General features: G+C 62.7%; 16 protein-coding genes. 8 read left to right on the top strand and 8 right to left on the bottom strand.

The window, feature by feature from the left end:
- Positions 1–181: 181 nt before the first annotated feature.
- Together CMI59_RS04680 and CMI59_RS04675 are read right to left on the bottom strand one after the other, a co-directional pair.
- On the bottom strand, positions 182–958 hold the full coding sequence (locus tag CMI59_RS04680; protein WP_293325420.1) for a DsbA family protein: 777 nt from the start codon (positions 956–958) through the stop codon (positions 182–184).
- 38 nt (positions 959–996) lie between these two features.
- A complete protein-coding gene (locus CMI59_RS04675; RefSeq protein ID WP_293325417.1) occupies positions 997–2,373 on the bottom strand; it encodes a M48 family metalloprotease in 1,377 nt (458 codons plus the stop codon).
- A gap of 230 nt (positions 2,374–2,603) precedes the next feature.
- Here CMI59_RS04675 and CMI59_RS04670 point away from each other — a divergent pair, with 230 nt between their 5' ends.
- On the top strand, positions 2,604–4,106 hold the full coding sequence (locus tag CMI59_RS04670) for a gamma-glutamyltransferase (protein WP_293325414.1): 1,503 nt from the start codon (positions 2,604–2,606) through the stop codon (positions 4,104–4,106).
- 82 nt (positions 4,107–4,188) lie between these two features.
- On the opposite strand, the gene CMI59_RS04665 is transcribed toward CMI59_RS04670, so the two are convergent.
- The gene (locus CMI59_RS04665) at positions 4,189–6,936 is read right to left on the bottom strand and encodes an Rne/Rng family ribonuclease (RefSeq protein WP_293325411.1); all 2,748 of its coding nucleotides are present in this window, start codon (positions 6,934–6,936) and stop codon (positions 4,189–4,191) included.
- Positions 6,937–7,894: 958 nt separating this feature from the next.
- On the opposite strand from CMI59_RS04665, the gene CMI59_RS04660 reads away from it, so the two are divergent.
- The 3 genes from CMI59_RS04660 (at position 7,895) to prfB (ending at position 13,244) form a co-directional block, all read left to right on the top strand.
- The gene (locus CMI59_RS04660) at positions 7,895–9,379 is read left to right on the top strand and encodes an N-acetylmuramoyl-L-alanine amidase (protein ID WP_293325408.1); all 1,485 of its coding nucleotides are present in this window, start codon (positions 7,895–7,897) and stop codon (positions 9,377–9,379) included.
- A gap of 144 nt (positions 9,380–9,523) precedes the next feature.
- Positions 9,524–12,043: a penicillin-binding protein 1A gene (locus CMI59_RS04655; protein WP_293325406.1), complete on the top strand. Its 2,520-nt coding sequence runs from the start codon at positions 9,524–9,526 to the stop codon at positions 12,041–12,043.
- A 72-nt stretch (positions 12,044–12,115) separates the two neighbouring features.
- Positions 12,116–13,244, top strand: a protein-coding gene (prfB, locus tag CMI59_RS04650) for a peptide chain release factor 2 (protein ID WP_293325403.1) whose coding sequence is annotated in 2 segments (ribosomal slippage) — positions 12,116–12,184 and positions 12,186–13,244 — 1,128 coding nt in all. Because the reading frame shifts where the segments join, the coding sequence is not laid out codon by codon here.
- Between the two features lie 124 nt (positions 13,245–13,368).
- On the opposite strand, the gene CMI59_RS04645 is transcribed toward prfB, so the two are convergent.
- From CMI59_RS04645 to bcp, 4 genes are all read right to left on the bottom strand, one after another.
- A complete protein-coding gene (locus tag CMI59_RS04645; protein ID WP_293325400.1) occupies positions 13,369–13,980 on the bottom strand; it encodes a polymer-forming cytoskeletal protein in 612 nt (203 codons plus the stop codon).
- Positions 13,958–15,328 carry a M23 family metallopeptidase gene (locus CMI59_RS04640; RefSeq protein WP_293325397.1) on the bottom strand — a complete coding sequence of 457 codons (1,371 nt, stop codon included), beginning with the start codon at positions 15,326–15,328 and terminating at the stop codon, positions 13,958–13,960. The genes CMI59_RS04645 and CMI59_RS04640 overlap by 23 nt, the downstream gene beginning before the upstream one ends.
- A 151-nt stretch (positions 15,329–15,479) precedes the next feature.
- Entirely contained in the window at positions 15,480–16,316 is an 837-nt protein-coding gene (locus tag CMI59_RS04635) for a ferritin-like domain-containing protein (RefSeq protein ID WP_293325394.1), read from the bottom strand.
- A 5-nt stretch (positions 16,317–16,321) separates the two neighbouring features.
- Positions 16,322–16,957, bottom strand: coding sequence for a thioredoxin-dependent thiol peroxidase (gene bcp / locus CMI59_RS04630; RefSeq protein WP_293325392.1), 636 nt, complete (start codon positions 16,955–16,957; stop codon positions 16,322–16,324).
- Positions 16,958–17,191: 234 nt separating this feature from the next.
- Here bcp and CMI59_RS04625 point away from each other — a divergent pair, with 234 nt between their 5' ends.
- The 3 genes from CMI59_RS04625 to CMI59_RS04615 all read left to right on the top strand — a co-directional run bounded on the left by CMI59_RS04625 (position 17,192) and on the right by CMI59_RS04615 (position 22,485).
- A complete protein-coding gene (locus tag CMI59_RS04625) occupies positions 17,192–20,674 on the top strand; it encodes an AsmA family protein (RefSeq protein WP_293325389.1) in 3,483 nt (1,160 codons plus the stop codon).
- A 101-nt stretch (positions 20,675–20,775) separates the two neighbouring features.
- The gene (locus CMI59_RS04620) at positions 20,776–21,909 is read left to right on the top strand and encodes a ferritin-like domain-containing protein (protein ID WP_293325386.1); all 1,134 of its coding nucleotides are present in this window, start codon (positions 20,776–20,778) and stop codon (positions 21,907–21,909) included.
- A 177-nt stretch (positions 21,910–22,086) separates the two neighbouring features.
- Complete coding sequence (locus tag CMI59_RS04615) at positions 22,087–22,485, top strand: hypothetical protein (RefSeq protein WP_293325383.1); 399 nt, start codon at positions 22,087–22,089, stop codon at positions 22,483–22,485.
- Positions 22,486–22,500: 15 nt separating this feature from the next.
- On the opposite strand, the gene tyrS is transcribed toward CMI59_RS04615, so the two are convergent.
- Positions 22,501–23,757, bottom strand: a complete 1,257-nt coding sequence (gene tyrS, locus CMI59_RS04610) for a tyrosine--tRNA ligase (protein ID WP_293325380.1) — start codon at positions 23,755–23,757, stop codon at positions 22,501–22,503.
- A gap of 101 nt (positions 23,758–23,858) precedes the next feature.
- On the opposite strand from tyrS, the gene CMI59_RS04605 reads away from it, so the two are divergent.
- Positions 23,859–24,054: hypothetical protein (locus CMI59_RS04605; protein WP_293325377.1), on the top strand; the 196-nt coding region annotated here is incomplete at its 3' end.

Here is a 24,054-nt window from a genome sequence, read left to right as displayed (position 1 = left end):
GATAGCTGCCCCGGCAAAAGCCGATATCGGCGGGATTGATAGGGAAGGCCAGCACGTCGAACACGACTTCGCCCGGCGCGGGCGCGCCGACATCGGGCACCTCCACGCATCGGGCGACGATCTCCGGGACGTCGTAAGCGGTAAGATCGATCCGTTTCACCTTCGCCCCCTTGAATGCCGGCTAGCAGGATGTCGTCTGGCCGCACTCGTCGCGCGCCTTCGCGACATATTCACCGATCTCGTCGGGGTGCAGGAGGCCCTTATAGGCATCCTTGCCGATGACGAAGCTGGGCGTACCCTCGAAGCCCAGCGCCCGGGCAAGCGCGTCATTGCGCGTGAGCGCCTTTTCGATGGCGGGGTCTTCCATGTCCTTCTGGAGTTTCGTCACATCCAGACCGACCTTGGCCGCCGTGTCGAAAATGCGCTCTTCGGTGAGCCCGCCCTTGAGGCCAAACAGGGCATTGTGGAATTCCAGATATTTGCTCTGCTGGCGGGCCGCCATGGCCGCCTTGGCGGCGAACCGAGAGGCGGGGCCCAGCACCGGCCATTCCTTGAGCACGAAGCGAACATTGCCGTCCTGCTTCACCGCCTCGCGCAGCGGCTCGAAATTCGCCCGGCAATAGCCGCATTGATAGTCGAAGAACTCCACGATCGACACATTGCCCTTCGGATTGCCCGCCACATAGGTCGAGGGATCGTGGAAGAGGACGTCCGAGTTTTTCTCGATCACCGCGCGCGCCTGGGCCTGCGCGGCGGCGGCTTCCTTCTTGTCCAGCGCCTGCATCGCCTCGATCAGCACTTCCGGGTGCGTGACGAGGTAGTTGTGGACGGTCTCCTCGATGGCCCTTGTCTGTTCATCGGTGAAGGTCTTGTCGGCGGCAAAGGCCGATGTGACGGCGAGCGCGAGGCCCACGCCGGCAAGAACGGGGAGGCGGAGAAGCGGACGAACTGAACGCATGAACTTGTGTCCTCGATAGGCGGAATAATGGAGTGGGGTCAGCCGCGGGGCGTGACCTGCTGGGAAGCGATGTCTTCCGCTTTCAGCCAGTCGGGCGTACCGGTTTTCAGATGCCTCTGGGCGCGGCGGGCATGGCGCGTGGCCTCGCGCGCATTACCCAGCGTGTCGTAATACTGCGCGGTCGCAAGCTCGGCGAGGCCGATCTTGTTGAGTTTTCCGTAAGCCTGCGAAAGCTGGTAATAGGCGTAAGGGTAGTTGTTGACATTGCGCGTCGACTCTTGCAGATAGGGCAAAGCTTCTTTCGCCGCCTGCACCGTATCGCGCGCGAGAATGGACTGCCCCAGCGCCATCTGAAGCTGCGCCTCATGCGGATCGAGTTCCAGCGCCTTTCGATAGGCGACGATGGAGGGTTCGATATTGCCGCTTTCGAAGAGGATCTGTCCCTTCAATTCATAGAGATAGGGATTCTTGGGCTCGTTCTTGAAAACCGGCGCGAGTTCCTTCAGCGCCTCGTTCGTTTTGCCGAGCTGGTGATAGGCGACGGCGCGGGCGTAATGGGCATAGTCGCTCTGGTCGGACGGCGGATATGTGTTGAAAGTCACGGAAGGCCGCTCGAGGAAGCCGGTGAGCTTGGCCTGAACCATCTTGAGGTCGTGAATATCCTTCGCGCTGTCCTTCTTGTCGAAATAGGGGGAAGACTCAACGCGGCCGCGCAATGAGGCGAGGCGATCTTCGGAAATGGGGTGAGAGCGCACGAACGGATCCTGGTTTCGCCCCGACAGCACTTCCTGATCGCGGAACTTGGAGAAAAGTTCGAGCATCCCCTCGCCGGACAGATGCGCGCGTTCCAGGAAAGTCGCACCCGCCTGGTCCGCGCGCGATTCCTGTTCGCGGCTATAGGCGAGGACGCCGCGCTGGGCGATGTGCTGACTGCCCATCAGCACCGCGGCGCCGACATCCGCCTGTCCGGCGGCGATGGCGCCGACGCCCAGCAACATGCTGGCGATAAGCGGCATTTGCAGATTGCCCAGCGCATCCTGCGTCCGCGCCAGATGTCCGCCCGCCATATGGCCGGCTTCATGCGCGATCACGCCGATCAGTTCGCCGGGCGTGTCGGACTGGGTGATGAGGCCGGTATTGAGGAACAATTGCTGCCCGCCCGCGACGAAGGCATTGATCCCCTGATCCTTCACCAGATGGATCTGCACCGCATTCTCGTCGATCCCGGCGGCACGCCAGATGGGAGCGGAGAAGCGTTTCATCAGCGCTTCGGTCTCCGCGTCGCGAATAAGAGAAATGCCCCGCTGCTGGGCAAAGGATTGCGAGACCGGCGCGAAACAGAGCGCAGCGCTCAGCACGGCAGCGCCTGTCATGCGCGCGGCTGCGGGAAGTTTCTTCATCAGGCTGAATGCCATTTCTCTTTTCCTGCCCAGGTCAGTACGCCGGATTACGCTTTCGCCATTTGCCCAACGTGACAAATCTTATCATGATGCCGCTCGATGTTCTGGCGACTCCCGTTTCGCTCCCCGGTTCCCTAGAAACCTATGGGGAGGGCTTGGAGCCGTCAACGTAACTAGCCTACGAAGCCGCGCGCCGATTCCGGCGCAAATTTCTAAAGATAAACAGGAAGATAGAAAGCGTGGGAATGAGGCCAAACTTTGATCCGAAGAGCGGCGCGCGCATCGCCGTACCGCAGCGCAACAAAGCGCGATCCGTTCCGGCCTGGCGGCGTCCAGCTGTCTTGGGCGCCGCGGTTCTGGTCGGTTTGTCGCTGACGGCCTGTTCCGGCTCCGACGCTGATGCGCCGCTGGGTGTTACGGTCGGCAGCAATGGTGTGGTCCGTAAGGCGGAGCGGGAGGCCGGTCGCCGTCCGGAAGTGGACAGTTCCGCCTCTTCCTTCGCAGGCGCCGCCGTCGCGGACGAGCCCCGGGCCGCGCTCGCCGCCCGCGAGGTTCTCGGAAAAGGCGGAAACGCCGCCGATGCCGCCGCGGCCCTTTATTTCGCATTGTCGGTCACCTATCCGGCATCCGCCGGTCTCGGCGGTGGCGGCGTCTGCCTGGTCCGCGACGCCGAGAGCAAGAAGGTGGAAACCGTGTCCTTCCTCACGCGCCGGCCGCGCGAAGGTGGCGCGGTCGCGGTGCCGGGCAATGTGCGCGGTTTCGGCCTGCTTCAGGCCCGTTTCGGTAGCCTGGACTGGAGCGCGGTGGTTGCGCCCGCCGAGCGCCTCGCGGCCACCGGCGTCCCCGTTTCCCGCGCCTTTGCCAAACAGCTCGCCGCCAATGCGCAGACCATCTCCGGATCCGACGGGTTGCAGCACGGTTTCATGAAGCCCGGCGGCGGCGTTTACCGCGAACTCGATAGTTTCGACCGGGTCGATCTTGCCTCCACGCTGGCGCTGATCCGCAGCCGGGGCGTGAGCGGCTTTTATGCGGGCCAGGTGGCGGCCGATCTCGTCGCTGCGTCGAAGGCGGGCGGCGGCAAGCTCTCCCTGGACGATTTGCGCGACTACCGTGCCGCGACAATGCCAGCGCAAAGCGTGTCCGCGGGCAGCACGACGGCCTATCTGGCCGGGCGCAGCCTGGGCGCGGGCAAATTCGCCGAGGCGATCTGGAAGGCAACGCAGGGCGCATCGCCGTCCTCGCTACTCGACACGGCGAATGCCACGGCACGGCGCCTCGGCGTCCCGGCGGATATCGATCGTGATTTCGGCTCGACCGCTTTCGCGACGGTGGACGGCAAGGGCGGTGCGGTTGCCTGCGGCGTGACCATGAACGGCGCCTTCGGGTCGGCGCTTACGGGGCGCAGCTCTGGCGTGACGCTCGCGGCCTCGCCCGCGCTCGATCCGCAAGGTCTCGCATCGGCCTTCCTGATGCCGCTCATCGTGACGAGCGCCAACGGCGAGCGGGTCTATCTCTCGGGTGCCGGAGCCGGTGCGCCGCGTGGCGCGGCCTCCATCGCCTACGCCGCGCAACAGGCCAGCACGGCGACGGACAGCGTGGTTCAGGCACTTGACGCAACACCCGCGACCCGGACGTCCCCGGCCAGCGCCGTTTTCTGTCCCGCCGGTGTGACGGATGGCGGCTGTTCGCTTGCCGTCAATCCGAAGGGCGACGGTGTGGGTGTCAGCGCCGTGGGCGTCGGCGGCTGACAGGCGTTCGCAGACCAAAAGAAAAGGCCCGGCGGAAACGCCGGGCCTTTGTCGTTTGTGACGGAACGATCCATGCAATTGCCTATCGGCGCTGCCACCAGCCGCGACGGGCGGGGCGGTCCGGCTCGTCGGTATCGCCGCTTTCGTCGCCCGTGCCGGCATCCGCCGCAACGGGGTCCTTTTCGGGTTCCTGCTCCTCATCGGAAGACGCAGCCTTGTCCGCCGCCTTTTCCTCTTCCATGTCGGAATGCTCTTCGACGGTTTCTTCGCCCTCCATGAAGACATCCACCGGGACTTCGTCCTCGGTCTCGATCTCGTCCTGGAAATCTTCCGGCGTCAGATCGTTTTCGTCTTCGTCGGTTTCCTTCTCGGAGGTGTGAACCTCGTCGCGCGAATAGGACAGAAGGATTTCTTCTTCCTCGCCGTCTCCGCCGTCATTGTCGTTGTCGACGTCATTATCGGCGCTGTCGTCATCGCCGTTATCGTCATCGCCGTTATCGTCACCGGCATCCTTGTCGTCGCTGGCGACGGCATCGCCGGAAGACTCGCCGTCCTGCTGCTCCGTATCGCCCTGTTCCTCGCTGCGACGGCGATTGCGGCGTCCGCCGCGGCGGCCGCGACGACGGCGCTTGCGCGGCTGATCGTCATCCTCGCCATTGCCTTCCTCGTCGCTGCTCTCAGCGTCGCTATCGGCATCGGCCTTCTGGTCGTCGCTCTCCTCATCGCCAGAAGGCGCGGATGCCTCCTCGGCGGGAGACGCGGAGGCATCGTCGCGCGGCTTCCGGCGCCGCCGACGGCGGCGTCCGTTCCGGCGACCACTGTCTTCGTCATCCTCGCGGGCGGCCTGTTCGTTTTCATCGTCCGCAGACTGGTCTTCTTCCGCTTCCGCTGCTGCGTCCTCGCCGGGCTCGTCGGCATAGGTGCTCTCGATATTGATCGCCCCCATGGCCGGGCGCGTGCGCGTCCGCTTGCGGGGCTCGGCGACCTGAACGTCATGCTCGGAACCGGAAAGGGTCGCGTCGCCTTCGACATAGATAGAGACGTTGTAGCGGTCTTCGATGTCGAGCAGCGTCGCGCGCTTCTGGTTGAGGATATAGATCGCGGCTTCCGTCGGTACACGCACGGTGAAGGCTTCCGCCTTGGCCTTGATCGCCTCGGCTTCCACGGCACGCAGCACATGCAGCGCCATGGATTCCACGGAGCGGATAAGGCCCGTGCCCTTACAATGCGGGCAGGTGACGGTGGAGCTTTCCAGCACGCCGGAGCGCATGCGCTGGCGCGACATTTCCATCAGGCCGAAATGGCTGATCCGGCCGACCTGGATGCGCGCGCGGTCATGCTTCAGGCATTCCTTCAGCTTGCGTTCCACGGCGCGGTTGTTGCGGTTCTCATCCATGTCGATGAAGTCGATCACGATGAGACCGGCAAGGTCGCGCAAACGCATCTGGCGTGAAATTTCTTCCGCCGCTTCCAGATTGGTCCGGAGCGCGGTCTGCTCGATATTCCGTTCCTTGGTGGAACGGCCCGAGTTCACGTCGATGGAGACGAGCGCTTCCGTCGGGTTGATGACCACATACCCGCCGGACTTCAGCGTCACCACCGGGTCCAGCATGGAATCGAGCTGCTGGTCCACCTGGAAACGCTGGAAGAGCGGCTGGCGATCCTTGTAGGGCTGTACGTTCTTCGCATGGCTCGGCATGAGCATGCGCATGAAGTTCTTGGCTTCCCTGTAGCCCTCGTCACCCTCGATCTGGATGGTGTCGATATCCTTGTCGTAAAGGTCGCGGATCGACCGTTTGATGAGGCTGCCTTCCTCATAGACAAGGGTGGGGGCGCTGGAGCGCAGGGTGAGTTCGCGAACGCTTTCCCACATGCGCAGCAGATATTCGTAGTCGCGCTTGATCTCCGCCTTGGTACGCTTGGCGCCCGCGGTACGGATGATGAGGCCCATGCCTTCCGGCACATCCAGCGACTCGGCGATGGATTTGAGCTTCTTGCGGTCCGTGGCCTGCGTGATCTTGCGGGAGATGCCGCCGCCACGCGCGGTGTTCGGCATGAGCACGCAATAACGTCCGGCGAGCGACAGATAGGTCGTCAGCGCCGCGCCCTTATTGCCGCGCTCTTCCTTCACCACCTGCACGAGAATGATCTGGCGGCGCTTGATGACTTCCTGGATCTTGTAGGACCGGTAGTTGAAACGCTTCTTGCGCGGTTCGGCCTCTTCCAGCGCGTCTTCGTCGCCCATGCTCTCGACGGTCTCGTCGGACAGCACGGTTTCCGTGTCGTCATTACCGTTCGTATCGGCTTCTTCCAGCTCGATGACGGCGTCTTCCTCATCGCCATATTCGGCGGTGTCTTCCTCGACGTAGTCTTCCTCGGAATCCGACAGACCTTCTTCGGGGCCGGTCTCGTCCTCGGCCTCGTTGTCATCCGCCACCGCTTCCGCGGTTTCCTCCGCCTTCTTCTGCTTTGCGGCTTTGGCACCGCGTCGCTTGCGCGGGGCTTCGTCCTCGGCATCCTCTTCCGCCGCGGCCTGGCGGGCTTCGTCGGCCTGCTGGCGGATCAGCGCTTCCCGGTCGGCGACCGGGATCTGGTAATAGTCGGGATGGATTTCGCTGAAAGCGAGGAAACCGTGGCGGTTACCGCCATATTCGACAAAGGCCGCCTGGAGCGAGGGCTCCACACGCGTCACCTTGGCCAGATAAATGTTTCCTCTGAGTTGCTTCCTGCTTTCGGATTCAAAGTCGAATTCATCGACACGATTGCCGGCTACGACCACGACCCGGGTTTCTTCCGGGTGGGCCGCATCGATAAGCATCTTCTTTCCCATATGGAAATTCTCCACAGCGCCTTCGAAGGCCGGCTTCCGATAGCGAATTGGCTATGGGGAAACGCGGCGCGAGGGCGCCTGATGTTTGGGCATGCGTCCGCCCGGCGCCTGTCTGGCGCGGTGACGGAGCTGCAAGCTGGGTGTGATTTACTCGGTAAAAATCGCGGTGGCGGGCGAGTGCGCGGCGCGCCTGCGTGCCGGAAACCGGCGCGACAGGGCGGCAGCCCCATGTCTCTGGGGCGCTTCTGCCGAACTCGTCGATTCGCTCCGTAACCGCGTTTAGCATCTCTTCCTTTGCACCCATTTCGCGCCTTGCGGCGGCGCGCCGGGGTGCCGGCGCTTTTCCGTCCTGGCCGAAATCCGGGTGCGCTCGAAGCTGCCGTCTGGCAGATCTTTGCGGCGGTGGGGGCCGGTATGGCCCCATGCGCTTTGAAAGCGCCCTGCCGCCATATTCAAGCGGTCGCGCCCGGATGGGCGATGACGGATGCGGGCGAGGCTGAAACGAAGCAACCCAAGCGGTGCAAAACGGCATGCGTTGAAGCGATGCGGGATTGGGCCGTACTCGGCTGCGCGAAACTGTCTGCCCGAATTCCTCGGGGAAGCCGACCGAATCTGCAACTGCGGATCCATCTCGGCCAATATGCTGTTTTTACCGTTTGCCGGTCCGATTTGGCAAGCACGCCTTTTCAGGGGCCGCCAATAGTCGAGCCGGCGTAAGGTAGGGGCTATTAACCACCTTGTTCATTGAAATTCCTTTAATTTTGGACGTGTTAACCGATTTTGAAGTATCCTTGCTTTAATCTTTTCGACGAGGGTGCTTCGCACATTGCGAAAAACCCGTATTGAGGCCTGTGCCGTCTTTCGATGCGGCGTGCCGCCCGGCTTCCGTCCGGGACGAGATGCACCCCCTGGAAGACGAGGAATCCGGCATAACCCGGATGGGATCGGGATTGCGCCTGTGACAGAAGCGATCATGAGTTCGAGCCTGCCGAACCGGCCTGACGGGGCGGAAGGGCGCAAATTGCGCGCCGCCCTGCGCTTTATCCTGTCTGCGATCCTGTTCATTACCCTCCAGATTTTTGCGTCCGTTCCGGCGTCCGCCGAGAAACCGGTGCCGCTGGCCGCGCCTGAAGCGCAGGCCGCGCCGCAAATGGACAGCGACGAATTGAGAGATCTCGTGCTGGGGGCGCTGAAAGAGGCCGAGGCGGAGCCGGGCGATTTGCCGGCCCGGGACGCGGCCCTCCCCGAGCCCAAGGCGTCGCCCGCAGCGCAACCGGCCTCGACGCCCACGAAATCCTCCGGCCCGGTCGGCGCGATAACCAACGCAAGGCTTGGCGATCACGGCAGGGAGACCCGCTTCGTCCTCGAACTGAGCGGCACCGCCCCGGTCGCCTATGAGGTCTCGACCGTTTCCAATCCCTATCGTCTTGTCATCGACCTTCAGCATGTGGATTTCAGGCTGCCCGAGGGCACCGGCAAACAGGCGGTCGGGGTCGTGGCCGGTTTCCGCTATGGCCGCTTCGGTGCAGACAGCTCGCGCATCGTGCTCGACCTGACGGGCCCCGCGGTTGTTGACCGCAAATTCGAGCTTGAACCCCAGGCCGGGTTCGGACGACGTATCGTGCTGGATATTGCCTCTACCGATATGGCCACCTTCGTCGCGCAGAACAAACCCGCCGAGGATAAGGCGACAGCCGACTTGCCCGACACGATGGTCCCGATCGAGCGGCCCGTCGCAGGCGTGATCGGCCGCCGTGTCGTCGTCATCGATCCCGGTCATGGCGGCGTCGACCCCGGCACGATCGGCCGTTCCGGCGTGAAGGAAAAGGATGTGGTGCTGGCCTTTGCGAAAGAGTTCGCGCGGCAGCTTCGGGCGACAGGCCGCTATGACGTTCGCATGACCCGCAGCACCGACCGCTTCATCAAATTGCGCCAGCGCGTCGCGATTGCGCGGAAATACAAAGCCGACCTCTTTGTATCGATCCACGCCAATTCCATCAGCAAGCCCAGCGTGCGCGGCCTGTCGGTCTATACCCTGTCTGAAACCGCTTCCGACAAGGAAGCCGCCGCGCTTGCCCGCAAGGAAAATGCCTCCGACATCATCGCCGGTGTCGATCTTGGCGGAGAGTCCCCGGAAGTGACGGGCATTCTGATCGACCTTGCGCAGCGCGAGACCAAGAATTTCTCGTCCCGCTTTGCCCGTTCGCTGGTCGATTATGCGAGCGCGCAGACCCATATGCTCCAGAAGAGCCACCGCTTCGCGGGCTTCGCCGTGCTGAAAGCGCCCGACGTGCCTTCCGTGCTGGTCGAACTGGGCTTCCTGACGAATTCCGGCGATGAACGCGAATTAACGTCATCGTCATGGCGCAAGAAAGTATCGCGGAGTTTTGTGAAGGCCGTGGACCGTTATTTCGGTGAAAGACTGGCCGAAGCGCCCGAATAAGACCGGCGCGTTCACCATGGCGGCATTCGGTGCTGCCATGCAGGTGCCATATTTGTTATCTAGCAGAGCATGAGGGCAGGGCGTCTCGCCGAATGGAGACCATCTGCCGGCGGGCTGACGAACAAGGGTGGGGCGTGGAGCCCGATGGTTAGAATTCTGGCGTTTATATCGGCGTTTTTCCTGACGCTCATGTTCGTGGGGCTGCTGGCGGGCGGTTATGTCGTCTGGCGGCTGAACCAGGACCTGCCCGATTACACCAAGCTTGCGAATTACGAGCCGCCCGTGGTCACGCGCGTGCATGCGGCGGATGGCCGGCTGATCGGCGAATATGCCGAGCAGCGCCGTCTCTATGTGCCGATCGACGTGATCCCGCGCCGCGTGATCCATGCCTTTCTCAGCGCCGAGGACAAGAACTTCTATTCGCATGGCGGGATCGATGCCAAGGGCATCGTGCGCGCCGTGTTCGACAACATCCTGAATGTCTTCAGGGGGCGGCGTCTGGTCGGCGCCTCGACCATCACGCAGCAGGTCACGAAGAACTTCCTGCTGACGAATGAAGTGAGCTTCGACCGCAAGATCAAGGAAGCGCTTCTGGCCATCAAGCTGGAGCATGCCTACACCAAGGACCAGATCCTCGAGCTCTATCTGAACGAGATCTATCTGGGCGCGGGCAGCTACGGCGTGGCCGCGGCGGCGCTGAACTATTTCGACAAGTCGCTCGACGACCTTACCGTCGCCGAAGCCGCTTATCTGGCGACGCTGCCCAAGGGCCCCGCCAATTACCATCCCTATCGCCACCATGATCGCGCCGTCGCCCGCCGCAACTGGGTGATCGGCCGCATGGAGGAAGACGGTTACATCACGCCGGAAGTGGCAAAGGAAGCGCAGGCCACCGACCTCGTCGTCGATATGCGCGACGCCGGCGTGCAGATCGCAGACGCCAGCTATTTCGTGGAGCAGGTCCGCCGCGAGTTGGTGGACCGCTATGGCAATGACAAGCTGCTCAAGGGCGGCCTGTCCGTCCGCACGACCATCGACACCAGTTTGCAGCAGATCGTCACCGAAGAATTGCGCAAGGGGCTCGAAGCCTATGACCGGCGGCACGGCTGGCGCGGGCCGCTGAAAAAGCTGGAGGCGGGGGCGATCTGGCGCGACGAACTGACCGGCATCGATCTTCCCGACGATCTCAAGCCCTGGACGCTTGCGGTGGTGCTCGGTGTGGAGGCCGACAAGGCACAGATCGGAATCCGCCCGAAGAGGCTGCCCAGCGGCAAGTTCGCCGACGAAACGCCGAAAGGCACGATCCCGCTCAGCGAGATGAAATGGGCGCGCAAGACGATCAACAAGGTCTATCTCGGCCCCGAGGTGAAGAAGGCCGGCGATGTGCTGGAAGTGGGCGATGTCGTCTATGTCGAACCGGTGGACAAGGACGGTAAATCCGTCGCCGATGACGCCAAGCCCGACCATTATGCGCTGAGGCAGGTGCCGGCGGTGAACGGCGCCGCCATCGCCATGGACCCGCATACGGGCCGCGTCCTCGCCATGCAGGGCGGCTTCAGCTACGGCCTGTCTGAGTTCAACCGCGCGGTGCAGGCAATGCGCCAGCCGGGGTCTTCCTTCAAGCCCTTCGTCTATGCCGCTGCGCTCGACAGCGGGTTCACGCCCGCGAGCCTGGTTCTCGACGCGCCCTTCGTGCTCGATCCCGGGCCGGGGCAGGAACTCTGGAAGCCGCAAAACTACGAACATAATTTCCACGGGCCGTCGACCCTGCGCTACGGCCTCGTTCATTCGCGCAACGTGATGACCGTCCGCCTTGCTCAATATGTGGGGATGGACAAGGTCGCCGCCTATGCGGAGAAGTTCGGCGTCATGAAAAACATGATGCCGGTCCTCTCCATGTCGCTGGGCGCGGGCGACACGACGCTGCTTCACATGACGTCGGCCTATGCCATTCTCGACAATGGCGGCAAGAAGGTCGTGCCGACGCTGATCGACCGTGTGCAGGATCGCCGCGGCCGCACCATCTACAAGCATGACAAGCGCGCCTGTCCCGATTGCGACGAGCCCTGGGAGCCGGGCCTGCAGCCGCCCGAACTGCCCGACGACCGTCCCCAGGTCGAAAACCCGCAAACGGCCTATCAGATCACCTCGCTGCTGGAAGGCGTTATCCAGCATGGCACCGGGTCTGCCGCCCGAAAGGTCAAGAAGCCGCTGGCGGGCAAGACCGGTACCACGAGCGAGGAACGCGACGCCTGGTTCATGGGCTATTCGCCCAATCTGGTGGTTGGCGTCTATGTCGGTTTCGACGACCCCATTCCCATGGGCCGCGCGGAAACCGGCGGGCGCGTGGCCGCGCCGATCTTTGCAGATATCATGCAGCGCGCGCTGGCCAACAAGCCCGCCATCCCCTTCCGCATTCCGCCCGGCATCAACTTCGTGAAGATCGACGGCGATACCGGCAAGCTCGCCGGTCCCGGCACGAAGCATGTCGTGCTGGAAGCCTTCAAGACCGGCACCGCGCCGACTGCCGGCAACGACAATGACGGGCAGCCGGATGTCGTCGGCGGGCTGGGACAGCGCAAGGACGATACCGGAGCCGACGCATCGTCCGGCAGCTCCTATGGAGACGGTTCCGTCGGCGCGGGGACGGGCGGTCTTTATTAGGCGCTTCCCACGCCTTTACAGCATCCGCCCCAACGCCTATTTTCCGGCCCTCTTCAACGGAGACGAGAATCCATGCGCGCCGAAACCCAGGTCACGATTGACGAACTCAAGCAGTCGCTCGAACTGCTGAGGAGGCATCTTTGACTGGGATAACGCCCTCAAACGGTTCGACGAGCTGACGGCCAAGGCCGAAGATCCCCATCTCTGGAACGACCCGGACAGTGCGCAGGAGCTGATGCGCGAGCGCACGCGGCTGGAAGAATCGATCAAGCGCTACCGCTCGCTCGAAGCCGCCCTTACCGACAATGTGGAACTGATCGAACTCGGCGAGGCCGAAGGCGACGACAGCATCGTGGGCGAGGCCGAGCAGGCTTTGAAGACGGCGCTGGCCGACGCTCAGGCCGCCCAGATCGAGACCATGCTGTCGGGCGAGGCCGATTCCAACGATGCCTTTCTCGAAGTCCATGCGGGCGCGGGCGGCACGGAAAGCCAGGACTGGGCTTCCATGCTTCTGCGCATGTATACGCGCTGGGCGGAGAGCAAGGGCTACAAGGTCGAGCTGATGGAGCGCCATGACGGCGAAGAGGCGGGCATCAAATCCGCCACGCTCCAGATCAAGGGCCACAATGCCTATGGTTGGCTGAAGACCGAAAGCGGCGTGCACCGGCTGGTGCGCATTTCGCCCTATGACAGCGCCGCGCGCCGCCATACGAGCTTTTCCAGCGTCTGGGTCTATCCGGTCATCGACGACAAGATCGATATCGAGGTAAGCGAGAGCGATGTGCGCATCGACACCTACCGGGCCAGCGGCGCGGGCGGTCAGCACATCAATACGACCGATAGCGCCGTGCGCATCACGCATATCCCGACCGGCATCGTCGTCGCCTGCCAGAACGAGCGCTCGCAGCACAAGAACCGCGCAACCGCCTGGGACATGCTCCGCGCCCGGCTCTACGAGGCCGAGCTGCAAAAGCGCGAGGATGCGGCCCAGTCCGAGGCCGACAGCAAGACCGATATCGGCTGGGGTCACCAGATCCGCTCTTATGTGTTGCAGCCCTATCAGATGGTGAAGGATCTGCGTACGGGCGTTGAGAGCGGCAACCCGCAGGCCGTTCTGGATGGCGATCTCGACGAGTTCATGGCCGCCTCGCTTGCCGCCCGCATCGAGGGCCAGAACGAGGCCGTTGAGGATATTGCCTGATAGGGCATTGCCGGACGCAAACGAGAAAGGCCTCGCCGGGATAACCGGCGAGGCCTTTTCGATTCAGTCTTCCCGTCTACGGCCCTTGCAGGGGGGCGGGGCGCGGTAGACCGGAGCGTATCGTTTACTGCGCCGCGGGGCGCTTCACGACAACACCGCCATCCTTGACCACGACCGGGCTTTCGCCGGGTTTCTCGGCGGACGAGGAAGCCGCCGCCGGGCGCGATCCGGTATCGTTGCTGGACATGTGGCTGGCCTCGGCCGGGCGCGGCGCGGGGCGCGGCGTCGACGACGCATCGGGCTGGCTGATCGGGTCGTCGGAATGACGGCAGGCGCCTTCGAAGAACGCGCCGGTTTCAACCGCCAGCGCTTCGTGAAGGATATCGCCTTCCACATGGCTGGTGGAGGCGAGCTGCACACGGCGCCCGCGAATGGTGCCATGCACCCGGCCACGGACGACGATGTCCTCGGCCACGATCTCGCCTGTGATGGATGCCTTCTCGCCGATGGTCAGCGACTGGCTGCGAATATCGCCCTCGATCGTGCCGTCGACCTGGATGTCGCCGGTCGCCGTCAGATTGCCATGCACGACAAGGTCGCTGGAAATGATGGACGGTGCGGTCCGCACGCCCGACGACGGACGACGGGACTGAGAAGGCGCAGGTGTCGGCGCCATGCTCGGTGTTGCGCTGCCGTTGCTGGCGGCGGCGTCTTTATCCTTGCTTCGAGAAAACATATTGCCCTGCCTCAATGAACTTTAACGGGTCCCTGACAATGCCGTCATACTTCACCTCATAGTGAAGATGAGGACCGGTACTTCTGCCGGTTGACCCAACCCTGCCTATGACCTGTCGGAATGCAACTTTCTGGCCAGCTTTGACATCGATGCGGCTCAGATGGCCGTACCGCGTGCTGAAGCCGTTCCCCATGCTGATTTCGACAAAACGACCATAGCCGCTCTTCCAGCCGGCAAATGTGACAACGCCTTCGCCCGGTGCATATACCGGCGCCCCGTAGGCCGACGCCATATCGAGGCCCGGGTGGAACCCCATGCGACCGTTGAACGGATCCCGACGGGGCCCGAAATCGCTGGTGATACGATAGTGTGTCAGCGGTGATGCCAGAGGAATTCTGGAAATAGATTCAGTGAGTTTTGCCTCTTCCTTAAGGTTCCGACTAACCCTGAAGAGTTGGCGGTTGAAGGAGGTGTTTCCTTCGCCTTCGCCATCCGCGCTGCCGGTCAGGCTGATGAACGGACCGCCCTGGCCTGTCTCGTCGTCATCGGAAGAAACCCGTCCGACGAAGCTGTCGGGATCGATGACCTTGGTCATGCGCATGATGGATTTGAGTTCGCGAACCCGGCGGTCCGTCTTTTCCTCGACCGTGTTGATGAAGGACTGCTGGGCCTCGGCGAGGGCATCCAGGCGCGTCTCGATATGGGACGCCGTCTCATTCTGATAACTGCGGAGCAGGCTGGAAAAGTCGATGCCGCTCTCGCTCTGGGCCGGGCCGCCGACCGCCTCCAGCTCCGCCGATTGCTGCGGGCGGGTGGTCGTGTTGAGAACGGTGGTCTTGGTCGGCGCCTGGTCGGCGCGCATCAGAAGCGAATTGCCGCGGTCGCTGTCGCTGGGGGGCTTGCTCGTCGCCGCGTAGCGCTGGCGCATCACGTCCAGCTCGTTGGAAGCGGTCTGCCGAGCGGCCATCAGAGCGGCTAGCTGATTGTGTTTTTCTTCAAGCTGACGGGTCGTTGCAAGGAAACGCTCCTCGGAGATGACAAGCTGACCGTTCAGCTCGTCATAGGCGGATTGGAGCTGCGCCATGCGCTCTTCATACGCACCCTGCATCTTTCGGTAGCGCTGGTCCTTGGATGCGATGATCTGTTCCTTGAACACCACATTGACCGACGCAAAGGCCACCCAGCCAAGGAACACGAAGGCGATGGCCGCGAATGCCGCTTGAGTGAGCGGCGACAGCGACATGAACTGAACCTGTCCATGGCTGCGAATATAGACTTGGCGTTCCGTGTAGTGGTGGCGCCAATACGTAAGGATGCGGCTGAACCGGCCGACATTCTGATGGTGCATGCCCCTCAATGCCCCAAGTCCCCCATGATGCTCGCGGCTATCTCACCCATTTTGAGACAGAATTTCAACATAGCCGCGTTTCGTATTGATGTTAATGGTTAACAGGCGTTCATAGAGCGTTGATTTGTAGCAATTCGTTGAATCTTTCATTTCACGCTTCGTCACGCAGGATTCGGGCCAGCGGTTCGTAGAAGGAGGAGGGCATGCCGGCCTCCAGTCGGGCCGCATCGTTGAAGGGCGGTTTGAGGTCGCCCCGGAAATGCCGCCTGACGGTTTCATGGAAAACCGCCTCAGGCCCCCGGCCTTCCTTTTCGCAGAGATGGCGGAACCATCGCGACCCAGCCGCGACGTGGCGTTTTTCTTCCTCATAAATGACGCGAAGCGCCGCCGCGCTTTCAGTGTCCCGGGCCGCCTCCAGCCGGTCGATCATGCCCGGCGTGACGTCGAGGCCGCGCGCCTCAAGGACCATCGGCACCACCGCCAGCCGGGCCATCAGGTCGTGCCTTGTCTCTTCCGCCGCCTGCCACAGCCCGTCATGCGCCGGCAGGTCTCCATAGCGACCGCCCATGGCGGCGAGCCGAGCCTGAAGCAGGCCGAAATGCCGGGCCTCGTCATCGCCGACACTCACCCAGTCGTCGAAAAAGGCCCGCGGTAAATCCTGCCCGGCAAACCGGGCCGCGATGTCGAAAGCAAGGTCGATGGCGTTCAGCTCGATATGGGCGACCGCGTGCAGGAGCGCGAACCGGCCCCGCTCACCCTTGAAGCTTCTGCGCGGCATTTCCGCGGGCGGCAGCAATTGAGGAGCGTCGGGCCGACCGGGCCGGAGGGGCGGGGTCGGCGCATCGCCTTGCGCGGGCAGAAGCGCCAGTGTGCCGCTTTTCCAGGCAGCGGCCGCCTCCCGCGCCAGCGCGGCCTTGGCATCAGCGTCCCGGGTCGCGAGGACGGCGCAGGCCGCATGGAGCAGTGAAGGGAAGTCGCGGATCGTCATTGGGGTCAGAGCGCCTTGGCCGCCTCGAGAACCTCTTCCGCATGGCCTTTGACCTTCACTTTCGGCCAGACCCGGCGCACCACGCCCTTTTCATCGAGAAGCAGCGTGCTGCGGACGATCCCCATGAATTTGCGGCCATAGAGGCTCTTTTCCTGCCACGCGCCGTAGGCGTCGATCATCGAGCCGTCCTCGTCGGAGAGGAGACGCACCGTCAGATCGTGCTTGTCGCGGAAATTGCAGTGTTTCTGAATGCTGTCCTTGGAGACGCCCAGAACCACGGTCCCGGCCTTGTCGAACTGCTTCTTGAGAGCCGAAAAGGCGATGGCCTCGGTCGTGCAGCCCGGCGTGTTGTCTTTCGGATAGAAATAGATCACGACCTTCTGACCTGCGAGATCCTTGAGCTTGACCGTGCTGCCATAGTCCGCGGGCAGCGAGAAGGCAGGGGCCTTCTTGCCTTCGGGCGGGAAGGGGCTTTCGGCGGCTTTCGCCGCCGCCTTGGAGGGCGCGTTTTTTTTCGCCGCCGGGGCGCCGGATTTGGCTGCGCTGCCCGTTTTTGTCGTAGATACTCCTGACGCCTTCCTGGTGCCCGTGCCGGCCTTTGCCTTCGGTTTCGATGCGCTCTTGCCCGGTGTTGTCGCCATTTCGACCTCTCGTTACCCCGTTGGCCCGCCTCCATCGGAAAGCGGGTTATTAACTCTGATCTTCCGAATGATCCCTAATATGCATTTGCTGCCTCGCCAAGCCAGAGCCCGCATGCATTGCGTCGATTTGGCCCGCAGGCGGATACGGGGATTTCTGTCCCGACGGGACTCGCTTTCGCCGTATTTTTGATGTCTTGAATTACCCTGATTGTGTTTTCTGCCGAAGAGCCCGTCTTGATCCGCCGTACCAGTAAAATTCTTTTGGAAGTCGTGGGCGTGGCCGTCGCCGCCGCGGCGGTTCTGCTGGCGGTTTTCGCCTGGCGCCTCAGCACCGGCCCGGTGCCGGTTTCTCTCCTCAACCAGACCATCGTCGATGCGGTGAACCCGTCGCTGAACGGCGGCGAGCTGTCGCTGAAGGATACGGTCATCGCCTGGTCGGCCGAGGACCGGCGTCTTTCGCTTCGTCTGGTGGATGTGGAGCTGAAAGGCGCGCAAGGCAATGTGATCGCCCGCGTACCGCAGCTCTCCTTCCGCCTCAGCGTCCCGGCGCTGCTGGTCGGCACGGTCGCACCGACGACGATCCGTCTCTACGGCGTCGAATTCGCCATCATCCGCAACGCCAGCGGCATCACGCTGGGCCTGTCCGACAAGGGACTCGAAGAGCCGGACACGCAGGAAGGGCAGTCCGCGGGCCTCTTTGCCATGCTCATGGCGTCGCTGGCGGGCGACGATCCGCAGCTGCCGTTCCTCAGCCATCTGCGTCGGGTCGGCGTCCGGCAGGGCACGATGCATTTCGTCGATAAGGTGAACGGCGTCGAGTTCGTGGCGCCCAATGCGAATATGTATGTCGCCCGCAACGGGCAGGCGCTTGCCGGCGCACTGAGAACGGACCTCAAGGTCGGCGATACCACCGCGCATCTCGAATTGAACGGCACCTTGCCGCCGGACGCGCAAGTGGCGACGGTCGCGGCCCGGCTCGATAATCTCAACCCTGCCCGTCTGGCGCAGATGTCGCCGGCCTTCGACGCCTATCGCATCTTCGATGCGCCGCTGGCGCTCAGCGGGGATCTGAAAATTTTCCGGGACGGACGGATCGAGACCGCCAAGCTCGCCATCGATGCGGGCGAGGGACGGATCGATCTGCCCGAACCGTGGGATGCCTCGCTGCCGCTTGAAATGGCGCATGCGGAATTGACCCTCGACGGCGACAAGCGCGAGATCGCTCTCAAGACCCTCTCGCTGCGCGCCGGGCCTCACAGCGCCGACGCGGCGGGCACGCTCACCTACGACAATCTCAACGGGTTCAGCCCGTCCGAACTGGGCCTCGACCTCAAGGTCACCGGTTTCCGCACCGAAGTGCCGGGCTTCTTCGAGGGGCCCGTCCAGGCGAGCACCATGGTGCTGCGGGGTCAGTTCGACCTGGAAACCCTGGCCGCGAAAGTCGACCGTCTCGCCGTCGATACGGGAAGCGGCAAAATTACCATGTCGGGCAATTTGGCAATGGGCGAAACTTCGCCCGTGCTCGACCTGAAAGGCACGCTGGACGATCTGACCCTTCCCGAACTGCTCGATGTCTGGCCGCTGCCGGTGGCCGACGGCGCCCGGGAATGGGTGGTGGAGAACATGCAGGGCGGGCGCGTTTTCGACGGGCAATATGCCGTGAATATTCCCGATGGAATGCTGGCCCGATTGGATGACGGTACGCCGCTGCCCGAGGAGGCGGTGAACTTCACCTTCCGGATGGACGGTACCGACGTCAATTATATCGACGGCATGCCGCCCGTCGGCGATGTGTCCGGCCACGCAAAGCTTACCGGCGACACATTCGAGGCATGGATCGACAGCGGCACGATTCAGCTGGATGAAGCACGCGACGTGGCGCTTCGCGAGGGCCACTTCATCAAGCATGAGCTGGACAACAAGAAAAAGCCGGGCGTCATCGATTTTACCGTGGCCGGGAAGACCAGCGACCTGCTCGGCCTGCTGGACCACGACCCGCTCAACCTCATCGGAAAGTTCGGACTCGACCCGATGAAGGTAGCGGGGACGGGACGCATCGACGGTCATATTGTCCTGCCGCTCGTCAAGGAAGTGACGTTCGACGACGTCGATTTCTCCGGCAAGGCGCAGGCGGCCAATATCGCGATCCCGAACATCCAGCCGGATATTTCCGTCACCGGCGGTGCGCTCTCCATCGATGTGACGCGCAGCGGTATGTCGGCCTCCGGCAAGGTGTCGCTCAACGGGGCAGGCCCTTTCGACCTTCAGTGGAAGGAACGCTTCACACGCGGCAAGGGGCCGTCTTCCCAATATCGTCTCATCGGTGTGCTGGACGATGCGGGGCGCAAGGCGCTCGATCTTTCGCTGGGCAATGTCATATCCGGGCCGATGAACATCGATGCGTCGCTTTCCGGCAATGGCAAGTCCGTCAAGGATGTGAGCGTCGCCGCCGATGTCACGAAAAGCACCGTGCGCGCACCTGTGCTGGGCTGGACGAAGAAGCCCGGCCGGGCGGCAACCGTCAGCGCGGACATTACCTTGCTTGACGACGGCGGATACCGGATTGCCGGTCTGGACATGAAGGGCGACCGGATCGACCTGCGCGGGTCATTGACGCTGGGCGCGGAAGGCGAGTTGCGGGCGGCCGATCTGCCCGTGGTGAAGCTCGGGCCGAAAAACGACTTCATGCTCCGCACGAGCAAGGGACCCGCTTCAGATCTGCGCATCGATATCACGGGCAGGAGCATCGACAGTACCGGCCTTTTGGGCGCCGGTGCCGGTGAAGAAGACAGCAAGGACGCAAAGCCGGAACTGCCGATCCGCGAGGCGGCGAAGGATGCGGCGCGGCGCATCCGGGTCGTCGCCCGGCTGGCGGAGTTGAGAGGCGAGGGCGATTTGCTGCTGAAAGCTCCTGCCGCGGATCTCACCTTTGTAGATGGACGGCTATATCTCGCGGATTTGAGCGCGACCGATCCGGACGGCAAGAAGATCACGGGCAGCGTGAAAATCGATGCGGAGGGCAAACGGCGGTTGCGCCTGGATGCGCTGGGCGCCGGCGCCTTGATCGGTGTACTGGGGATTACCGAAAGTGTCTCGGGCGGGGAGTTGATGGCGGAAGGCGTCTTTCTGGACGACAAAATCTCGCCGTCGCTGGTGGGGCGTGTGACGATGGACAAATTTCGTATCGTCAACGCGCCGGTGCTGGCGAACCTCCTGACGGTGGGGTCTCTCACCGGTATCCGGGACACGCTGGCGGGCGAAGGAATTTTCTTCAAGCGCATGGAAATGCCTTTCGTCCTGGATGGATCCCAGGTGAAGGTCGACGACGCACGCGCCTCGGGTCCGGCAATCGGCATCACGGCGTCCGGCACCGTGGAGATGGCGGATAATGTGCTGAGCCTGGAAGGAACGCTCGTGCCCGCCTACACGATCAATTCCATTCTGGGAGAAGTGCCGCTGCTCGGTCCGCTGATCGTGGGCCGCAAGGGGGAGGGGATCTTCGGCTTCACCTATCGCATTCGCGGGGCTGCCGATAATCCCGACGTTCTGGTGAACCCGCTTTCGGTCGTGGCGCCGGGATTCCTGCGTCGCCTCTTTGAATTCGGCAGCCAGGTCCCCGACAAGAAAGAGAAGGCCGAAACCGGCCAGTCGGAAGCACCCGCGCCCGATACGGCGGAAAAACCCGCTGAAAAGGCGCCTGCGCCCGCCACACCCTGATTTTCCACCTCACAGAATGATGAAATTGGCTATTGCGTAGTCCGGCTCCGCAAATGCTATTCTCTGTCTCAGGGAGATATCGCTCTGGGAGGAGTAAGAAGATGAGCAGCAATGAAAAGATGACGGTGGATTCCGCCTATGAGGCGGTCGCACCGGAAGACTTTCCGGCAATGATGGATGTCGATCGCTACGGCGCAAGGTCCACCGCCTTCGACAAGATCATTTCCGCGACGCACGATCATTTCTGGGATCCGCTGGACGAGAAATATATCGATTACGGACAGCCCTTCGATCTCGAGCGCGAACTGCTGATGCCGTCCGACTTCAACATGGAACTGAAGACGGCCGTATCCGACAAGCTGGACGAGAAACAGAAAATCTATCTGGTGAACGAGAATGTGCGCTGGACCATGTCCTCCATCCTGCATGGGGAACAGGGCGCGCTGGCGCTCTCCGCCAGCCTTTGCCACATCCTGAAGGATCCGGGCGCGCAGGAATACGCCGCCAATCAGACGCGCGAGGAAGCGCGCCATGTGACGGGCTTTGCGAAATACATTCAGGCCCGCTGGGGCAAGCCGACTGCCTGCGGCGTGGTGCTCGAACAGCTCCTCACCGAGATCGTCGCCTCGCCGCTCGTCTGGAAGAAACTCGTCGGTATGCAGATGATCGTGGAAGGACTCGCCATGGGCACGTTCGCGACCTTCTATGCCAAGACCAACGATCCGCTGCTGCGCCGCCTCATGCAGCTTGTCATGACGGACGAGGCCTTCCACCACAAATTCGGCAAGATCTGGGCGGATCGCACCGTGCCGCGCCTGCCGGAATCGGAACGCGAGCTGATCGAGGACTGGGCGCTCGAGGTCTTCATGACGCTGATGCGCAATTCCTCGGGCCCCGAGCAGAAGAAGGAAATCTACGAGCGGCTCGGTCTGGACTGGCGTTGGGTGCAGGGTGCGTTGGCCGAAGCGCTGACGGACCGCAATATGCGCGCCGACCTGCAGGAATCGACCAATGTATTCCGTGTTCTGATCAAGACGCTGTTGAAGGCCGGGATCATCACCGAGCGCACGGCGCCCAAATATGCGGCCTATGTGGATATGCAGGAACTCTATGGCGAAGGCGACCGCATGGTCGGCGACGACATCGCCGAAGAGGGCATCAAATATCTGCAGGATTTGAACGGGGCCGGCGGCGGCAATGCCGTTTTCGCCCTGAGCGGAAGCGCCGCCGAGTAGTTATGGGCATTCGTTAGCTTATGGAAAGCGGGGGAGTGAATTTCCCCCGCTTTCTGCATTCACGTATGATCTAAATCATATTAGAAATATCTTATATATTGCTACTGATTCACGCAGGGCAGCTGGAACGGATGTTTCGCTCCGGCTTGGGAGAGGCGTAATCAGGAGTCGATAGAAATGAAGACACTGTTTGCTGCGGCAATTGCACTGGGAGTGAGCGGTTTTGCGGGCGCGGCCATGGCCGACCACAACAGCCTCTGGGGTGAGGGCACGGCGCTCGACCCGCAGGGTGTGCACAATGATCGCTTCGATACGGTCGCCGAAGACGGCGACATGAGCAAGTTCCAGGGCGAGACGGTAGAAGACGGCGATGCCGACTTCGAAATCACCCAGAGCATGCCCGACACCATCGATACCAATGGCGGCTCCTCCTTTGAGGATGATGTCGCCTTTCTGATGACGCCCTCCGAAAACGCCGGCGGCGGCCTTTCTGCCGACTATGCCGGTGGCGGTATGGGGTCCGGTTCCGCCATGGGTGGCGGCAATGGCAGCGGCGCCGGGCGAGGGAGCCGCTAAAGAGGCCGGTGCTCCTTAGCCTGCGGGCTTGAGGAGTACATGCTTCTTTTTGCCAATGGAGAGCTTGATCACACCGTCCGTGGTCAGGCTCTCCTTCGTGAGAGACGTCTTTTCATCCGTCACCTGAGCATCGTTGACGCGCGCGCCGCCGCCTTTGATCTGGCGTCGCGCATCGCCATTGGAGCTGCACAGCCCCGCGGTCACGAAAGCGCTCAGCACGCCGATCCCGGCATCGAGATCGGTAGAGGCAATTTCCACCGTCGGCATGTCGGCACTCGTCGCGCCCATCTCGAAGGCGACGCGGGCGGCTTCCGCGGCCTTTTCCGCTTCTTCCCGGCCATGGCACATGGCGGTCGCTTCCGTGGCGAGGATCTTCTTCGCCTCGTTCAGCTCCGCGCCTTCGAGTTTTTCGAGCCTGGCAATCTCGTCCAGCGGCATTTCCGTGAAGAGCTTGAGGAAGCGGCCCACATCGGCATCTTCCGTGTTCCGCCAGTACTGCCAGTAATCATAGGGGCTGCGCATCTCCGCATTGAGCCAGACGGCTCCGTCCGCACTCTTGCCCATCTTCGCGCCCGAGGCTGTCGTCAGGAGCGGGCTCGTCAGGCCGTAGAGATGCGCCCCGTCCACGCGGCGGGCGAGCTCGATGCCGTTGACGATATTGCCCCACTGGTCGGAGCCGCCCATCTGCAGCGTGCAGTCGTAATTCCGCTTCAGTTCCACGAAGTCGTAGGCCTGAAGGATCATGTAGTTGAATTCCAGGAAGGACAGATTCTGCTCACGGTCCAGCCGGATCTTCACGCTGTCGAAGCTGAGCATGCGATTGACCGAGAAGTGACGGCCATAGTCGCGCAGGAAATCGATATATTTCAGCTCGTCCAGCCAGTCGCGATTATTGACCATGACGGCATCGGTCGGCCCGTCGCCAAAGGTAAGGAACTTGGCGAAGACCTGCTTGATGCCGTTCAGATTGTCGTCGATCTGCTCATCCGTCAGGAGCGGGCGCGCATCGTCGCGAAAGCTCGGATCGCCGATGCGGGTCGTGCCGCCGCCCATCAGGGTGATCGGCTTATGCCCGGTCTTCTGGAGCCAGCGCAGCATCATGATCTGGACGAGGCTGCCGATGTGGAGCGACGGCGCGGTGGCATCGAAACCGATATAGCCGGGGACGATCTGCCTGGCGGCAAGCGCATCGAGCCCTGCGGCATCGGTGACCTGGTGGATATAGCCGCGCTCGTCGAGCACGCGCATGAGTTCGGACGTATAGTTGTTCATGACGAGGCGCGCGCTAGCAGGTAAGGGGCGGCATGCAAATCTATCGATTGGAACCGCATCCGGCATGCCCTGCACTGGGGGTAACGGCGGTGGAGGCGCGCGTGACCGCGCACGATGCCAACTGGCTGACGCTGCGCTGGCGGATCGAGGCTGCGCATGATCTCGTCCTCCCCGGATTTGCCGGCAAGGGACGCGCCGACGGATTGTGGCAGACCACCTGCTTCGAGCTGTTCCTGCGGCCCGATGGGGACACCGCCTATCACGAATTCAATCTGTCGCCCTCCGAGCGCTGGAATG

Origin of the sequence: Parvibaculum sp. (assembly GCF_002684405.1) — a bacterium.
In the GTDB taxonomy this organism is placed as follows: Bacteria; Pseudomonadota; Alphaproteobacteria; order Parvibaculales; family Parvibaculaceae; genus Parvibaculum.
The sequence above is the reverse complement of the archived record's forward strand: the minus strand, read 5'-3'. Positions and strand labels throughout refer to the sequence as shown.

Bases quoted from the DNA above. Each gene is read 5' to 3' on its own strand.
- CMI59_RS04680 (WP_293325420.1), bottom strand. From the start codon at position 958: ATGCGTTCAGTTCGTCCGCTTCTCCGCCTCCCCGTTCTTGCCGGCGTG.
- CMI59_RS04675 (WP_293325417.1), bottom strand. From the start codon at position 2,373: ATGGCATTCAGCCTGATGAAGAAACTTCCCGCAGCCGCGCGCATGACA.
- CMI59_RS04670 (WP_293325414.1), top strand. From the start codon at position 2,604: ATGAGGCCAAACTTTGATCCGAAGAGCGGCGCGCGCATCGCCGTACCG.
- CMI59_RS04665 (WP_293325411.1), bottom strand. From the start codon at position 6,936: ATGGGAAAGAAGATGCTTATCGATGCGGCCCACCCGGAAGAAACCCGG.
- CMI59_RS04655 (WP_293325406.1), top strand. From the start codon at position 9,524: ATGGTTAGAATTCTGGCGTTTATATCGGCGTTTTTCCTGACGCTCATG.
- CMI59_RS04645 (WP_293325400.1), bottom strand. From the start codon at position 13,980: ATGTTTTCTCGAAGCAAGGATAAAGACGCCGCCGCCAGCAACGGCAGC.
- CMI59_RS04640 (WP_293325397.1), bottom strand. From the start codon at position 15,328: ATGCACCATCAGAATGTCGGCCGGTTCAGCCGCATCCTTACGTATTGG.
- CMI59_RS04635 (WP_293325394.1), bottom strand. From the start codon at position 16,316: ATGACGATCCGCGACTTCCCTTCACTGCTCCATGCGGCCTGCGCCGTC.
- bcp (WP_293325392.1), bottom strand. From the start codon at position 16,957: ATGGCGACAACACCGGGCAAGAGCGCATCGAAACCGAAGGCAAAGGCC.
- CMI59_RS04620 (WP_293325386.1), top strand. From the start codon at position 20,776: ATGAGCAGCAATGAAAAGATGACGGTGGATTCCGCCTATGAGGCGGTC.
- CMI59_RS04615 (WP_293325383.1), top strand. From the start codon at position 22,087: ATGAAGACACTGTTTGCTGCGGCAATTGCACTGGGAGTGAGCGGTTTT.
- tyrS (WP_293325380.1), bottom strand. From the start codon at position 23,757: ATGAACAACTATACGTCCGAACTCATGCGCGTGCTCGACGAGCGCGGC.